The sequence below is a fragment of the Amycolatopsis sp. NPDC034160 genome (assembly GCF_055575355.1).
Genome location: NZ_JBVISU010000003.1, coordinates 116,030 through 130,996, shown reverse-complemented (window position 1 = coordinate 130,996; position 14,967 = coordinate 116,030). Strand labels below are relative to the sequence as shown.

Here is a 14,967-nt window from a genome sequence, read left to right as displayed (position 1 = left end):
GTTTCACACCCCCAGAGGGACCTTTCCAAGGCGGTTTTTTTTTCTTGTGGGTAGGTCTTTGTGGGGGGTCGGGGGGGGCGTTGGGGGTGAGAGCCCGAATCGCCACTCACGACCCTCACGGCGGCCGCCGGGGCTTCCCGGACCGTGCCCGTAAACCGGTGGCGGTACCTGCGTACCCTGGTGACCGATGTCTGAGAACAAGTCGCCGCAGGCCAGGCCCGCGCAACTGGACGGCCGGAACCCCTGGGTGCTCGACACCCGTGAACTCGGCCGTCACGCCGGCCTGAGCAAGGCCGTCCACCGCGCCATCCCCGTCGAGACCGCACTCGGGGTGCCCGACGTCATCACCATCGACGCCGGCTCCAACCTGGAACTCGACCTGATCCTCGAGTCCGTCGTCGAGGGCGTGCTCGTCAGCGGCACGGCGTCCGCCGTCGCGACGGGGCACTGCGCGCGGTGCCTCGACCCGATCACCGAAGACGTCGAGGTCGACCTCACCGAGCTCTTCGCCTACCCCGGCTCCGCGACCGAGGAGACCACCGACGAGGACGAGATCCCTCGCCTGGTGGACGACCGGATCGACCTCGAGCCGACGGTGCGCGACGCGGTGGTGCTCGCGCTGCCGCTGGCCCCGCTGTGCACCGAAGACTGCCAGGGTCTGTGCATCGAATGCGGTGTCAAGTGGGCCGATCTCGAGCCCGGGCACGGGCATGAGAAGATAGACCCTCGGTGGGCCACGCTGGTGAGGCGTTTCGGCGACGAAACGGCCGATGACCAGGCTGATGGCCCCGGAAAGCAAGCCTGACGAGCACCAGCTCGTTCCGGAGAAGCAAGTTCGCTCGCGACCGCGGGCAGACCGTCTGAAGGAGATCTACTCGTGGCCGTCCCGAAGCGGAAGATGTCGCGATCCAACACCCGCGCGCGCCGCAGCCAGTGGAAGGCGGCTCCGGTTCAGCTGGTGCCCTGCTCCAACCGCGCCTGCAAGCAGCCGAAGCTCCAGCACATCGCGTGCCCGGCCTGCGGCCAGCACAACGGTCGCCAGGTCGTCGAGCCCGCCTGATCGGCGGCTGACGACATGGGGGGCAAGTCGGCCGGTGGACCGCCCGCCGACCCCGCACCATTGCTCGAAGCACTCGGGATCACCATTGAACCCGAGCTGCTGACGCTGTCGCTGACCCACCGTTCTTATGCCTATGAGAACGGTGGGTTGCCACCGAACGAGCGCCTTGAGTTCCTCGGGGACGCGGTGCTGGGTCTGGTCGTCACCGACCACCTCTACAACACGCATCCCGACCTGGCCGAAGGTCAGCTCGCGAAGCTCCGTGCCAGCGTGGTCAACATGCACGCGCTGGCCCGGGTCGCGCGCGGCCTCGGCGAAGGCGGGCTGGGTAAGCACCTGTTGCTGGGCAAGGGCGAAGAGCTCACCGGCGGCCGGGACAAGGCGAGCATCCTCGCCGACGGCCTCGAAGCCGTCATCGGTGCCGCTTATCAGCAGCACGGCATCGACACCGCGCGCCAGCTCGTGCACCACCTGTTCGACGGCCTGCTCGCCGAAGCACCGCTGCGTGGTGCCGGCCTGGACTGGAAGACCAGCCTCCAGGAGCTGACGGCGTCGGCCGGTCTCGGTGTTCCCGAGTACAAGGTCGAGGACACCGGCCCCGATCACCGCAAGGAGTTCACCGCCACCGTGCTCGTCGGCGGGCGTGAACTCGGCTACGGCTCGGGGACGACGAAAAAGGAAGCCGAGCAGAAGGCCGCCGAGACGGCCTGGCGTCAGCTTTCGGCCGAACTCGACGTCGAGCAGCCGCCGAAAACGACCTGAGTCCCGCACTCCCTCGTGAGTGGTAATGACGGTTCTAACCACCATTACCACTCACGAGGGCCGGTGGGAGAATCGACGTCATGCCCGAACTCCCCGAGGTCGAGGTGGTCCGCGCCGGACTGGAGGCGCACGTCTCCGGTCGGACGATCACCGAGGTCGAAGTTCTGCACGCCCGCGCGATCCGCCGTCACGAACTCGGCGCCGAGGACTTCAGCGGACGGCTTTCCGGTACCAAGATCACCGCCGCCCGCCGTCGCGGCAAATACCTCTGGCTCGATCTTTCGGACGGCCAGGCCATGCTCGCCCATCTCGGGATGAGCGGCCAGATGCTCGTCCAACCCGAAGACGCGCCCGACGAGAAGCACCTTCGCGTGCGTTTCCGCTTCGCCGACAACGGTCCCGAGCTACGCTTCGTCGACCAGCGGACCTTCGGCGGTCTCGCCCTCGCGGAACTCACCGAGGTCGACGGGACGGCGCTGCCCACCACCATCGCGCATATCGCCCGCGATCCGATGGACCCGCGGTTCGACCTCGACCAGGCCGTCCGCGCGCTGCGCTCGCGGCGGACCGAGCTCAAACGCGCCCTGCTCGACCAGACCCTCGTCTCCGGTATCGGCAACATCTACGCGGACGAAGCCCTCTGGCGGTCGAAGCTGCACTGGGCCCGGCCGACCGACAGGCTCACCGCGGCCCAGGGCCGCACGGTCCTCACCGCCGCGAGCGAGGTGATGGCCGCCGCGCTCGTCGCGGGCGGGACGTCGTTCGACGCGCTGTACGTCAACATCAACGGCGAGTCCGGGTATTTCGACCGTTCTCTCGACGCCTACGGCCAGGAAGGCCTGCCCTGCGGCCGATGCGGGACGCCGATCCGGCGCGATCCCTTCATGAACCGTTCGTCCTTTTCGTGCCCGCGTTGCCAGCCGCGGCCGCGCGTGAGGTGAAAACTGTCGTGTACGGCGCGGGTGTGGCGTCAACTAGCATGAACGGGCACGACATGTAGGGAGTGGGATGGTGGCCGCGACCGAGCCCGGCAAGACGACGCTCGCCGAAAAGATCGACAAGCTGTTCCAGATCGTGCTGAGACCCGATCGCGAGCCGTACAGTCACGAAGAGGTCGCCAAGGCTTGCCGAGAGGCCACCGGCGAGAGCTTTTCGACGACCTACCTGTGGCAGTTGCGCACCGGCCGCCGTGACAACCCCACGAAACGCCATCTCGAGGCGCTGGCCCAGTTCTTCGGCGTCTCGCCGGCGTACTTCTTCGACGACGAGCAGAGCGCCAAGATCGCCGAGGAACTCGCCCTTCTCGGTGCCCTCCGTGACGCCGGTGTCCGCGACGTCGCGCTGCGGGCCGTAACACTTTCCCCCGATGGACTCGACACCATCAGTGACATGATCGACGCGATCGCCCGCAGGGAATCCGGACGGGGCGGCACGAAGAGGGAGGCGTGAAGTGGACCGCCGCCGTAAGGAGTTGTGGCGCCGCTGCCGGAGTCTCGCCGACGGCGTCTCCCTTCCCGAACCCTTCGACGCCGAGGCCTTCATCGCCGAACTCGCCGCCGAACGCGGACGGCCGATCGAGTTGATGCAGGTCGACGTCCCCTCCAGCGGTCCGTGCGGACTCTTGATGAGTACCGAGCGCGCGGATTACATCCTCTACCCGACCAACACCACCGCCCTGCACCGGCGGCACATCCTGCTGCACGAGGTAGGCCATCTGCTGTGCGGCCACGTCGGCTCCGACGCGGGCGCCGACGGCATCGCGCTCGACGCCGCCGCCAGCAAGGCCCTCATGCCGAACCTGTCGCCCGAACTCGTCCGCCGTGTTCTGGGCCGCACGAGTTACAGCGCCGTCGAGGAACAAGAGGCCGAACTGCTCGCCAGCTTGCTGGCACAACGGGTCGCCAGGACGGCGGTGCGCGGCACGGCGCCTACCGACGAGAGCGGAAGCGACCTCGCCGGCGGGATGGCCAGGGTCGACAATCTCTTCGGCAGCCGGAAGCGACGCCTGCCATGACCGAGACCATCGCGTACTTCTGTTGCGTGGTGGCCTTCGCGGGCTTCGGTTACAAGCTGATCCAGGCACGCCATACCCAGCCGTTGCGGCGGATGTGGTTCCTCAGCGGCTTCGGGATGTGCATCGCCGGCGGGATCATGCTGCTCACACCGGCGATGGAGAACGCCGTCGGCATCGAGGAACCCATCGGCAGCCTGGTCAATCTCGCGGCCGATCTGCTCAAGATCGGCGCGATGGGCTTCGCGGTCGCGTTCGCGCATTCGCTGAAGCTGGGGGAGGGCAAGCGGATGGGGTGGCACGCGGTGCTTTCCTGGCTCGTGGTCGTCGCCGAAACCGCGCTCTTCTTCTTGTCCGACAGCTATCGCGTCGGCGAGCACACCGCCGCCGGGCCCGGCAAGCTCGGCTGGTTCGTCGCGTACAACTTGCTCTTCCTTGTTTATGGGCTGATCAGCCTGCTGACCTTCTCGATCGTCTTCGCCCGTTTCGCCCGCCACGCCGACCCCGGGCCGCTCCGCATCGGGCTGTGGTTGCTCGTCGGTGGCGGGGTCGCCGCGCTGGGGTGGACCTTCTGGGACGTCGACGACATCTACATCCTCGCCACCACCGGTGCGGTGAACGCCGGTGAGGAAACGGTTTCGTCGATTCTGGCGGCGCTGAGCGTCGGGCTCGCCGGGGCGGGCGCGACGCTCAGCGTGTGGGGGCCGGCGCTGGCGACGCCGTTCCGCCTGCTCGGCACGTACCGGACCTACCGCCGGATCGAACCGTTGTGGATCGCGATGCGCGATGCCGTCCCGGGAATCGCGCTGGACCCTGGCCCCGGTATGCCGGGCGGCGTCGAGTTCGCGTTGTACCGCAGGGTCATCGAGATCCGGGACGGCCACCTCGCGCTGCGCCCGTACTTCGATCCGGACGTGCCGCTGGTCGCGGAAGCCGAGGCTCGCAAGGCGAAGATCCCCGAAGCCCGCGTGCCCGCGACGATCGAGGCCGCGGCCTTGGCCGCCGCGCTCGTCGCCGCCGAGACGGGCCGCCGGTACGCCCCCGACGACGTTCCGGCGACCTACCTCGACGAGCCGGACATCGCCACCGAAGCGGCGTGGCTGGTGGAGGTCACGCGCGCCTGGCGACGGTCGACCGTGGTCGGACGCATTCGCGACCGGGCCCGGGAAACGCTTGCCGCTTAAGCCGAAACGATCGCGGTGACGGCAGCCGGGACGAGGGCAAATTGTCCACAAGGACGCTTCTGGCGGGCAGATGTCCGACTTGAGCAGTATGCGTGGTTTCCTGAGGGGGTCGTGAGTGTCAAATGGTGTTCTAACCCTATTCAGCACTCACGACCCGACCCGAAACCGCACATGCAGGCCTAAAGCAGACACGGGGTTGTCTGACAGTGTCCCTTGTGGACAACCAAGGATGCGCCGAGTCTCAGCGGGGAGTGCTGGACTGCGGCCAAGTAGCGAAGGCCCCCCTTCGCTACCTTCAGGGTAAGCAAGGGGACCTTCACGGCAACGAGCCGATCACGCCATATTTGCTTTGCCCCTCAATAAGCTGAAACGAGCGCGGTAACGGCGGCCGCCGCCGAGACCAGCGCGAGCCAGATCGGCGGGGCGACGTCCTTGATCCCGTCACCCGCCCGCAGATGCGAGATCGCCGCCCCGATCAGCAACGCCATCAGGCCGATCGCCGCGGCGATCCCGAGCGGCGCCCAGAAGAATCCGGCCACCAGGCCCGCCGCCCCGGCGATCTCCAGCGCACCGATCCCCTGGATCTCCCGGACCGAGAAGCCGAGCCTCTCGGTCCGGGAGATCAACGATGGCTGACGCAGGATCTTCGCCACCCCCAGTACGGCGAAGAGCGCGGCCAGCAGCACCGACAACACCACATGAGTCACGTTCATGACGGAACTCCTTGCTGTGAAAGGACTTCAGACGGTGACGCGGCGCATCGTGGCGAACCCGCCTGCTCCGGCGACGCAGACCAGCAGTGCGAGCACCCCGGTCATGCCGCCCACGGTCAGCGTGCTGAAGAACGAACCGATCTTGGACCAGGAATCGGTCCAGCTGAGCATCAGCACCACTCCCAGCAGCACCAGGACCTGCGCGGCGCCGAACAAGACGACACCCAGCACCGCGGCGCGCCGGTAGATCAAGCCGTACCACATTCCGTAGCTGAACATCAGCGTCAGCAGCACGAACGCCGTGAGCAGCGTCAGGTACCAGGGGCCGTCGAGCAGCCAGGGCACCCGGAAGTAGTTGAGGCCGAATCCCCAGCCTCCGGTCGCTTTCTCGATCACTTGCAACACGGCGATCCCCACCGCGTACAGCACGGACAATCCGGCCACCAGCAGGATCGTGCCGAGGTAGTACGACCGCCTCGACACGCCTAGCGCGAGCCCGAACGGCAGTGACTTCGTCATGCTCAAGGCGCCACACACGAACATGAACACGAAAAGGGTGAACAGACCGCCAGAGTAGTTCTCCTTGTTCTCTTGCAGTGTCGCGAAAATGGTGAGGTTCACCAGGAACGCGAAGAGCGTGACGCCGATCGGGAGGATGAGGTACTGGAGCCGGTCCACGAGGTGATAGCGCGCGACCTTGATCAGGGTGTTCATGCGGATGCCTCCTCGGCGATCTGCCCGTTGGAGGTGTGCACCATCAATTGCTGTAGTGACAACGGTTCCAGCTTCAGGTGCAGCGCCTGTGCCCGCGCTTTCGCCGCGGCGTCGAGCGCGTCGGCGACGGTGATCGAAGCCCGCGAACCGATCTTGCGGCGGTGCAGGACCCGGCGTCCGGCGACGAAGTCCTCCACCGCCGTCGCCGGGCCGGTGATCGTGGCGGCCGTGCCGCGCAGGTCGTCGGCGGGCGCGTCGAGGACGATCCGGCCCTTGTCGATCATCACGACGTGCTCCAGCAGATCGGCCACCTCGTCGATCAGATGCGTGGAGAGCAGCACCGTGCGCGGATGGGCCGAATAGTCGTCGAGCAACCGGTCGTAGAACAGTTGCCGCGCGACGGCGTCGAGGCCCGCGTAGGGCTCGTCGAGCAGCGTGAGTTCCGCCCGCGCCGCCAGTCCGATGGTGATGGACAGCGCGGAGCGCATCCCGCGGGAGAGCTTCTTGACCGGCCGCTTCAGCGGAAGGTCGAAGTCGCGCAGCAGCGTGTCGGCCAGTTCGGCGTCCCAGTTCGGGTAGAACCACGACGCCGCCGAGAGGGCGTGCCGCACCTTGAAGTCCGGGAACTGCTGGTCCTCGCGGACGAGTACGAGGCGCCGGAGCACCCGTTCGTTCTCCACCGGGCTTTCGCCGAATACGCGGACCGTGCCCGCGCTGGCGAACTCCTGTGCGGTGACGATGCGCAGGAAGGTGCTCTTGCCCGCGCCGTTGCGGCCGAGCAGTCCGGTGATCTTGCCTTCGGCGATGTCCACGGAGACGTCGCCGAGTGCGACGTGGTCGCCGTAGCGCCGGGTCAGGCCGGTCGTGGAAATGGTCGGCGTCATGCGGCGGGTCCTCCGTTCCGGTGTCCGTTCCCGCGGATGAGCGAGATCAGGGTTTCGTCGTCGATGCCGAGACGCCTCGCTTCGACGAGCATCGGGTCGAGGTACTGCTCGGCGAACCGTTTCCGCCGGTCGGTGAGCAGCTTCTCCCGTGCTCCGGCGGCCACGAACATCCCGATGCCGCGCCGTTTCTCGAGCAGGCCGTCGTCGGCGAGCACGTTGATCCCCTTGGCCGCCGTCGCCGGATTGATCCGGTAGAAGGCGGCGAGTTCATTGGTTGACGGCACGCGTTCCCCCTCGGGGAGGCTTCCCTCGGCGATGTCGTCGGCGATCTGTTCGGCGATCTGCACGAACAGGGGTGTTCCTTCGTCGAGCACGACACCTCCGTCCCCAGAGTCGTGCACCCATGCCGGGTGCGGTGGTTCATTACTGAACTAAGTAACCCATGAACCACTCGATGGACGCAAGTGGCTTCCGCCGTGCGCACTACTGTGCAGTGCGTGGTACCTTCTGTTGCGTAAGACTGGGAGGGACGCGACTGTGGAGATCAGTCAGCTACTCAAAGGCGTGCTGGACCTCGCCGTTCTCGCGGTACTTCGCGGAGAGGACGGCTACGGCTACGACGTGCTCCGAAGACTTCGCGTCGCGGGGTTGCAGGAAGTCGGCGACGCCTCGGTGTACGGGACGCTCCGGCGGCTGTACAAGGCGGGCCTGCTGACGTCGTACGTGGTGCCGAGTGAAGAAGGCCCGCACCGCAAGTACTACAGCCTCAACGAACCGGGTCGTCAACGCCTCGAAGAGTCGGGGCAGACCTGGCGAAGTTTCGCCACGACAATGAACAGCCTGTTGGGAGAGGCAGCATGAGCACGCAGAATCCGACCGCCGTGCGGGTGTATCTGGCGAGGGTCAGGAGCGCGCTCGCCGACCTGCCCGAGAGCGAAGTCGAGGAGATCCTCGAAGACGTCCGTCCTCATCTCGCGGAGATGGAGGCGGAGCTGGGGGACAACGCGCGAGTCGAGGCGCTGATCGAGCGTCTGGGCAGCCCCGAGAGCTACGCCGCGGAACTGCGGGCGTCCGGTGGCTACCCGCCGCGTCCGGCCGACGCGGGCGACAAGGACACCGTGCTGAAGGCGAAAACCGGGATCGGCGGAGCGCGGTTCGCGTTCTGGGGCCTGGTGTTCTCCGTCGGCGGGTTCGCGTTGTTCGGCTTCGCGGCCGCGGTGTCGGTGCGGGTGGAACCGTTGCTGGGGCTGCTTTTCGTCGCGCCGGTACTCGCGATCAGCGTGGCCTACGTGGTCCGGAAGGGGGTCGCCCCGATCGCGGAACTGCCCGAGATGGTCAAGCTTCGCGAGATCACGACGTCGTTCCAGGCCAATCGGAACGGCAAGGGACTGAACTACTTCCGCACGCTCAAGCCGGCGTGGTGGGTGCTGTGCGCGGCGGTGCTGGTCGTGTTCGGCCTGCTGCTCGTGCTCCGCGACACCGAGGCCGTCTTGCTGCTACCGCTGATGCTGCTGGCGGCCGTCGCGGTGGTCTGGGCGGGGCCGCGGTTGAAGGCCGACCGGCGGCTGCTGTGGCTGGCCGTGCCGGTCTCGGCGTTCGTCATCGGCAGCATGCTCGGTGGTGCGGGCGCGGCGGTCGATCTGATCGCGAAGCGGTCTTACGGCAACAGTTCGCCGTATAGCGGCTATACGCCGAACTACAACGACAACTACGGCAATCCGCAGTTGATGTACGGCAGCCAGAGCGTGGAGAACATCTACGCGTTCGACGGCGAGGGCAAGCCGCTGACCGAAATCTACCTCTACGACGAGGAGGGGCGTCCGCTCAGCACGACCCGGTACGCCTGTGAGCGGAGCACGGGCGAGAAGCGGAAGGTCGGCGACGACAACCGCTATCCGCGTCCGCGGGTCGACCGGGGTGTCCAGGACGACGAGGGAAACCTCAACGGCTACAACGGTTACCGCGGTTACTGCCAGGAGAGGACCGACGTCCCGTTCAGCGCGGCGATCCCGAAGGGCGCGCCGGTGCCGCCTGCTTCGCCGGCCCCGCCGTCTTCCCCTGCGTCCCCGCCGTCGAACTCCACCCAGCCGACGCGCTAGGTGGACTGGGTGGAGGCGGCTGTCGGGGGCGCCTCCACCCATTTCGCGCGCGTTTCGTCCTCTAAATGCGGTAGTCGCGAGCGCGAACTACCGCATTTAGAGGACGAAACGCAGATGTGAGGTTCAGCGGAGGAACGCGCTCCTGGCGGCCAGGTCGGCCAGCAGGGCGCGGCCCTTCTCGGCGTTGCGCGGCTGGGCCAGGACGTCGTAACGCCGGGCGACCAGCTGGCTCTGCGAGACGAAACCGCGCTTGTTCTTCGAAGTCGCGTACCCCAGCGCGCCGAACAACAGGTTGAACCCGATACCGCCGACGAGGCCGACGAAGATCGGCACCAGTCCGGCGCCCGGGTTCAGCAGGCTCAGCACGAGGCCGAGGAACATACCGAACATCGCGCCCGACAGCGCCGAGCTGGTCAGTACCTTGCTCCAGCCCATCCGCCCGGCGACCCGCTCGACCAGCATCGGTTCGACACCGACGATCGTGACGTCGGTGATCGGGAAGTCCGTTCCCGCGAGGTGGTCGACGGCACGCTGCGCTTCGGAGTACGACTCGTACGAGCCGATCGGCCACCCGCTGGGCAGCGTCGGGAGCTGAGCCCGTCCCCGGGGCTCGGTGAACGTGGTCTGCTGCGTGAATGCCTGTGTCATTCCTTCTCACCTCTCTTGATCCGTACAACGTTCCGGATGTGCGGATCTCCTCCCGATACGCGGGATTCACAGCATCTTCTCAGCCGGGCATCGCAGACAATCCGCCCAGGGATCAACTACCAACCGCAATGGATAACGAAACATACCATTGACTGGGTTGACCTAGGCAGACCGACCCGGTAGGAAGAAGCCGCAAAGGTACCGCTTCGAACCTTTAGGTGAGGCTGATGGCGAACAGGCGCGGCATGCTCACGCTGGATCGGCTCCGGGAACTGGTCGAGGACGGCACCGTCGACACGGTGCTGGTCGCGATCACCGACATGCAGGGCAGGCTGCAGGGCAAACGCTGTGCCGCCGAGTACTTCCTCGAAGAGGTCGTCCCGCACGCCACCGAAGCGTGCAACTACCTGCTCGCGGTCGACGTCGACATGAACACCGTCGACGGCTACGCGATGTCTTCCTGGGAGACCGGCTACGGCGACTTCGTCATGCGCCCGGACTTCGAGACGCTGCGCCTGCTCCCGTGGCAGGAAGGCACCGCCCTCGTCCTCGCCGACCTCGAACGGGTGCAAGGCGGGGCCGTGGCCCCTTCGCCCCGCCAGATCCTGCGCGGGCAACTCGACCGGCTCGCCGCGCTCGGTCTCGCCGCCTACGTCGGCACCGAACTGGAGTTCATCGTCTTCGACGACACCTTCGAATCCGCATGGGACAAGCGGTATCAGGGCCTTCGCCCGGCCAACCAGTACAACGTCGACTACTCGATGCTCGGCACCTCACGGATCGAGCCGCTGCTGCGCCGGATCCGCAACGACATGGGCGGCGCGGGGCTGTACGTCGAATCGGCCAAGGGCGAGTGCAACCCGGGCCAGCACGAGATCGCGTTCCGGTACACCGACGCGCTGACCACCTGCGACAACCACAGCGTCTACAAGACCGGGGCGAAGGAGATCGCCGCGCTGGAGGGCAAGAGCCTCACGTTCATGGCGAAGTACAACGAACGCGAGGGCAACTCCTGCCATATCCACATCAGCCTGCGCTCGGCCGAGGGAGAGGCCGTGCTCGCCGGTGACGGCCCCGGCGGGTTCTCCCCGCTGATGGAGCACTTCCTCGCCGGTCAGCTCGCCGGGTTGCGGGAGCTGACCTACTTCCTCGCGCCGAACATCAACTCCTACAAGCGTTTCGTCCCGGGCAGTTTCGCGCCGACGGCCGTCGCGTGGGGCACCGACAACCGCACGTGCGCGCTCCGCGTCGTCGGCCACGGCGAATCGCTCCGCACCGAGAACCGGGTGCCCGGCGGCGACGTGAACCCATACCTCGCCGTGGCCGCGCTGATCGCGGCCGGATTGCACGGTATCGAGAACGAACTGGAGCTGGAGCCGGAGTTCCAGGGCAACGCCTACGGCTCCGGCAAGCCGACCGTGCCGACCACCCTGCGGGAGGCCGCCGCGCTGCTGGACCGGAGCACGCTCGCCAGGACCGCGTTCGGGGACGAGGTCGTCGATCACTATCTGAACGCGGCGAAGGTCGAACTCGCCGCCTACGACGCCGCCGTCACCGACTGGGAGAGGATCCGTGGCTTCGAACGGCTGTGAACCCGTCATCGGTCTCACGTCCTATCTGGAGCCCGCGAAGTTCCTCGTGTGGGAGACCGAGGCGGCGCTGCTGCATCGGGTCTACGTCGACGGCATAGTCGCGGCGGGCGGGGTCCCGGTCCTGCTGCCCCCGGTGAGCGACGCGCACGACCGGCTGGTGTCCGCTGTGGACGGTCTCGTACTGGTCGGCGGCGCCGACGTCGATCCGGCGCGATACGGCCAGGAGCAGCATCCGACGACCTATCTCCGGCCGAATCGGGACGCCTTCGAGTTCGGTCTCCTGCGGTCCGCTCTGGCCGACGGCAAGCCGGTGCTCGGCGTGTGCCGGGGATTACAGGTGCTCAGCGTCGCGCTCGGCGGGACGCTCACCCAGCATCTCCCGGACACTTTGGACACTCGCGATCACCAGCCCGCGCCCGCGACCTTCGGCACCACTACGGTGACCCTTGCCGAGGGCAGCCGGGTCGCGTCGATCCTCGGCACCGAGACCAAGGTGCCGTGTTACCACCATCAGGCGATCGACAAGCTCGGCGACGGGCTGGTCGCGGTCGGCTGGGCCGCCGACGGCACCATCGAGGCGGCCGAACTGCCCGGCGACGGGTTCGTCCTCGGCGTCCAGTGGCATCCGGAACAGAACCCCGACGACATCAGGCTTTTCGAGGCCCTCGTAGCAGCGGCGAAGGAGACGAAGTGACCACCTTCGAGGTCATCAACCCCGCCACCGAAGAGGTGGTGAGGTCGGTCGAGCTGACCTCGGCCGAGGAGACCGACGCGGCGATCGCCCGCGCCCAGGCGGCGTTCCCCGCCTGGCGTGCGGTGGCCCCCGGCGATCGGGCACGGTTGCTGCGCCGGTTCGCCGACGCGGTCGACGCCGACATCGAGCACCTCGCCCAGCTGGAAGTCGCCAACGCGGGCCACACGATCGGCAACGCGCGCTGGGAGGCGGGCAACGTCCGCGACGTGCTGACCTACTACTCGGCGTCGCCGGAACGGTTGAGCGGCAAGCAGATCCCGGTGCCCGGCGGCGTGAACATGACGTTCCACGAGCCGCTCGGCGTGGTCGGGGTGATCGTGCCGTGGAACTTCCCGATGCCCATCGCGGGCTGGGGTTTCGCGCCCGCGCTCGCCGCCGGGAACACCGTCGTGCTCAAACCGGCGGAACTCACCCCGCTGACCGCGCTCCGGCTCGGTGACCTCGCCCGCGAGGCGGGGATCCCCGAGGACGTCTTCCAGGTGCTCCCCGGCAAGGGATCCGTGGTGGGACGACGTTTCGTGGACCATCCCGCGGTAGGAAAGGTCGTCTTCACCGGCTCCACCGAGGTCGGCAAGCAGATCATGGCCGGCTGCGCCGCGCGGGTGAAGCGGGTGACCCTGGAACTGGGCGGCAAGAACGCGAACATCGTGTTCGCCGACGCCGACCTGCAGAAGGCCGCCGCCACGGCGCCGTACGGCGTGTTCGACAACGCCGGGCAGGACTGCTGCGCGCGGTCGCTGATCCTGGTGCAGGCGAGCGTGTACGAGAAGTTCATGGAACTGCTCGAACCCGCCGTGAACGGCGTCGTCGTCGGGGATCCCCGGCTGGAGACGACCGAGATGGGGCCGCTGATCTCGGCCGGGCAGCACGCGAAGGTCTCGTCCTATGTGGGCGAGTCCGCGCCGGTGGCGTTCCGGGGGAGCGCGCCGCACGGGCCGGGCTACTGGTTCCCGCCGACCGTCGTCACCCCGCCGGACCTGCGGCATCCGCTGGCCGCCGACGAGATCTTCGGCCCGGTCGTCGCGGTGGTCCCGTTCGACGGGGAGGCGGACGCGGTGACCATGGCCAACCACACCGAGTACGGCCTGTCCGGCTCGATCTGGACCCGCGACGTCGGCCGTGCCTTCCGGGTCGCGCGTGGCGTCGAAGCCGGGAACCTCTCGGTCAACTCGCATTCGTCCGTCCGGTACTGGACTCCGTTCGGCGGGTTCAAGCAGTCCGGACTCGGCCGCGAACTCGGCCCGGACGCCGTGGATGCCTTCACCGAGACCAAGAATGTTTTCATCAGCACGGAGGACTAGAGCAATGGTGCAGCGTTTCGAAGGCCGCGTCGCGGTCATCACCGGCGGCAGCAGCGGTATCGGACTCGCCACCGCCCGCAGGCTGGTGAGCGAGGGCGCGAAGGTCGTCATCGGTGACATCTCCGCCGACGTGGGCAAGGCCGCGGCCGACGAGGTCGGTGGCCTGTTCGTGCCGACCGACGTCACCGACGCCGAGCAGGTCGAGGCCCTGTTCCAGACCACTGTGGACACTTTCGGCTCGGTCGACGTCGCGTTCAACAACGCCGGCATCTCCCCGCCGGAGGACGACTCGATCCTGACCACGGGGATCGACGCGTGGGAGAAGGTGCAGAAGGTCAACCTGACCTCGGTCTACCTGTGCTGCAAGGCCGTGCTGCCGCATATGCGGCGGCAGGGCAAGGGCTCGATCGTCAACACGGCGTCGTTCGTCGCGGTGATGGGCGCGGCGACGTCGCAGATCTCCTACACCGCGTCCAAGGGCGGCGTGCTGGCGATGAGCCGGGAACTGGGCGTGCAGTTCGCGCGGGAGAACATCCGGGTCAACGCGCTGTGCCCGGGGCCGGTGAACACGCCGCTGCTGAAGGAACTGTTCGCGAAGGACCCCGAGCGGGCCGCGCGACGGCTGGTGCACGTGCCGGTCGGACGGTTCGCGGAACCGGAGGAGATCGCGGCCGCGGTCGCGTTCCTGGCCAGTGACGACGCCTCGTTCATCACGGCTTCGCAGTTCCTGGTGGACGGCGGTATCTCGGGTGCCTACGTCACGCCTCTGTGAGTGGCCTAGGGACCTGAGTCCCTATCGCTTGCTGGTCGGCAGGCGAAGGCTGGCGTCATGTCAGAACGCCCTCCCCGGGTTCCTCCCCGCTGGTTCGTCCGCCTCGCCTGGTGGCTCAACCTCCAGGCACGACCGGCCGCCGAAGCCGTCGTCGACGGCGAGCCGCGCTCGGTGACGGGCCGGATCGCCGAAGGCGCCGAGCGAAAGCGGCTGTGGGCGGCGTGGCGCGAGATCGACAAGGACCTGGACGGGTGCGCGGCGCGGTGGTCGACCGAGACCGCGGTCGTGATCCTGGCGCCACGTTCCTGATGGGAAGGGTGTTTTAGGTACCTACGGCGGGTGGGTCCGGATCGGGAGTGGGCGCGTTGGTCGTGAGTGGCGATTCGGGCTCTAACCCGAATCGCCCCCCACGACCCACCGAGGCGGTCCTTTTTCCCGGTGGCGGGGCGGGGCGCCGACTACCTTGGTTTTCG

19 protein-coding genes are annotated in these 14,967 nt (G+C 67.6%); 14 read left to right on the top strand and 5 right to left on the bottom strand.

Annotation, left to right across the window (positions count from 1 at the left end):
- Positions 1–187: 187 nt before the first annotated feature.
- The 7 genes from ACZ54P_RS09090 to ACZ54P_RS09060 all read left to right on the top strand — a co-directional run bounded on the left by ACZ54P_RS09090 (position 188) and on the right by ACZ54P_RS09060 (position 5,017).
- Entirely contained in the window at positions 188–805 is a 618-nt protein-coding gene (locus tag ACZ54P_RS09090) for a YceD family protein (protein WP_465460991.1), read from the top strand.
- Between the two features lie 72 nt (positions 806–877).
- Complete coding sequence (gene rpmF / locus ACZ54P_RS09085) at positions 878–1,060, top strand: 50S ribosomal protein L32 (RefSeq protein WP_005160412.1); 183 nt, start codon at positions 878–880, stop codon at positions 1,058–1,060.
- 15 nt (positions 1,061–1,075) lie between these two features.
- Positions 1,076–1,822 carry a ribonuclease III gene (gene rnc, locus ACZ54P_RS09080; protein ID WP_465460990.1) on the top strand — a complete coding sequence of 249 codons (747 nt, stop codon included), beginning with the start codon at positions 1,076–1,078 and terminating at the stop codon, positions 1,820–1,822.
- 80 nt (positions 1,823–1,902) lie between these two features.
- Positions 1,903–2,763, top strand: coding sequence for a bifunctional DNA-formamidopyrimidine glycosylase/DNA-(apurinic or apyrimidinic site) lyase (gene mutM, locus ACZ54P_RS09075; RefSeq protein ID WP_465460989.1), 861 nt, complete (start codon positions 1,903–1,905; stop codon positions 2,761–2,763).
- A gap of 67 nt (positions 2,764–2,830) precedes the next feature.
- Positions 2,831–3,271, top strand: a complete 441-nt coding sequence (locus ACZ54P_RS09070; RefSeq protein WP_037311474.1) for a helix-turn-helix domain-containing protein — start codon at positions 2,831–2,833, stop codon at positions 3,269–3,271.
- Position 3,272: 1 nt separating this feature from the next.
- Positions 3,273–3,836: a hypothetical protein gene (locus tag ACZ54P_RS09065; RefSeq protein WP_465460988.1), complete on the top strand. Its 564-nt coding sequence runs from the start codon at positions 3,273–3,275 to the stop codon at positions 3,834–3,836.
- Entirely contained in the window at positions 3,833–5,017 is a 1,185-nt protein-coding gene (locus ACZ54P_RS09060; protein WP_465460987.1) for an MAB_1171c family putative transporter, read from the top strand. The genes ACZ54P_RS09065 and ACZ54P_RS09060 overlap by 4 nt, the downstream gene beginning before the upstream one ends.
- Before the next feature lie 356 nt (positions 5,018–5,373).
- On the opposite strand, the gene ACZ54P_RS09055 is transcribed toward ACZ54P_RS09060, so the two are convergent.
- Genes ACZ54P_RS09055 through ACZ54P_RS09040 form a run of 4 tightly spaced genes read right to left on the bottom strand, consistent with a single transcriptional unit; the run spans position 5,374 to position 7,702 of the window.
- Entirely contained in the window at positions 5,374–5,730 is a 357-nt protein-coding gene (locus tag ACZ54P_RS09055; protein WP_465460986.1) for a DoxX family protein, read from the bottom strand.
- Between the two features lie 27 nt (positions 5,731–5,757).
- Positions 5,758–6,444, bottom strand: coding sequence for an ABC transporter permease (locus ACZ54P_RS09050; RefSeq protein WP_465460985.1), 687 nt, complete (start codon positions 6,442–6,444; stop codon positions 5,758–5,760).
- Positions 6,441–7,328, bottom strand: a complete 888-nt coding sequence (locus tag ACZ54P_RS09045; RefSeq protein WP_465460984.1) for an ABC transporter ATP-binding protein — start codon at positions 7,326–7,328, stop codon at positions 6,441–6,443. The genes ACZ54P_RS09050 and ACZ54P_RS09045 overlap by 4 nt, the downstream gene beginning before the upstream one ends.
- Positions 7,325–7,702 carry a GntR family transcriptional regulator gene (locus ACZ54P_RS09040; protein ID WP_465460983.1) on the bottom strand — a complete coding sequence of 126 codons (378 nt, stop codon included), beginning with the start codon at positions 7,700–7,702 and terminating at the stop codon, positions 7,325–7,327. Before ACZ54P_RS09040 ends, ACZ54P_RS09045 begins: the two co-directional genes overlap by 4 nt.
- A gap of 163 nt (positions 7,703–7,865) precedes the next feature.
- Here ACZ54P_RS09040 and ACZ54P_RS09035 point away from each other — a divergent pair, with 163 nt between their 5' ends.
- Complete coding sequence (locus ACZ54P_RS09035) at positions 7,866–8,189, top strand: PadR family transcriptional regulator (RefSeq protein ID WP_465460982.1); 324 nt, start codon at positions 7,866–7,868, stop codon at positions 8,187–8,189.
- The gene (locus ACZ54P_RS09030) at positions 8,186–9,427 is read left to right on the top strand and encodes a DUF1700 domain-containing protein (RefSeq protein WP_465460981.1); all 1,242 of its coding nucleotides are present in this window, start codon (positions 8,186–8,188) and stop codon (positions 9,425–9,427) included. The genes ACZ54P_RS09035 and ACZ54P_RS09030 overlap by 4 nt, the downstream gene beginning before the upstream one ends.
- 123 nt (positions 9,428–9,550) lie before the next feature.
- Here the strand turns inward: ACZ54P_RS09030 and ACZ54P_RS09025 are convergent, their stop codons facing one another.
- Positions 9,551–10,075: a YflT domain-containing protein gene (locus ACZ54P_RS09025; RefSeq protein WP_465460980.1), complete on the bottom strand. Its 525-nt coding sequence runs from the start codon at positions 10,073–10,075 to the stop codon at positions 9,551–9,553.
- Positions 10,076–10,302: 227 nt separating this feature from the next.
- Between ACZ54P_RS09025 and ACZ54P_RS09020 the strand changes: the two genes are divergently transcribed.
- From ACZ54P_RS09020 to ACZ54P_RS09000, 5 genes are read left to right on the top strand one after another with little or no spacing between them, the layout of a single operon-like run.
- A complete protein-coding gene (locus ACZ54P_RS09020) occupies positions 10,303–11,667 on the top strand; it encodes a glutamine synthetase family protein (protein WP_465460979.1) in 1,365 nt (454 codons plus the stop codon).
- A complete protein-coding gene (locus ACZ54P_RS09015) occupies positions 11,648–12,361 on the top strand; it encodes a gamma-glutamyl-gamma-aminobutyrate hydrolase family protein (RefSeq protein WP_465460978.1) in 714 nt (237 codons plus the stop codon). Before ACZ54P_RS09020 ends, ACZ54P_RS09015 begins: the two co-directional genes overlap by 20 nt.
- Positions 12,358–13,722 (top strand): aldehyde dehydrogenase family protein, encoded by a 1,365-nt coding sequence (locus tag ACZ54P_RS09010; protein WP_465460977.1) that lies wholly within the window; start codon positions 12,358–12,360, stop codon positions 13,720–13,722. Before ACZ54P_RS09015 ends, ACZ54P_RS09010 begins: the two co-directional genes overlap by 4 nt.
- Positions 13,723–13,726: 4 nt before the next feature.
- A complete protein-coding gene (locus ACZ54P_RS09005) occupies positions 13,727–14,494 on the top strand; it encodes a 3-oxoacyl-ACP reductase (RefSeq protein WP_465460976.1) in 768 nt (255 codons plus the stop codon).
- 57 nt (positions 14,495–14,551) lie between these two features.
- Entirely contained in the window at positions 14,552–14,803 is a 252-nt protein-coding gene (locus ACZ54P_RS09000; protein WP_465460975.1) for a nitroreductase/quinone reductase family protein, read from the top strand.
- Positions 14,804–14,967 lie beyond the last annotated feature (164 nt).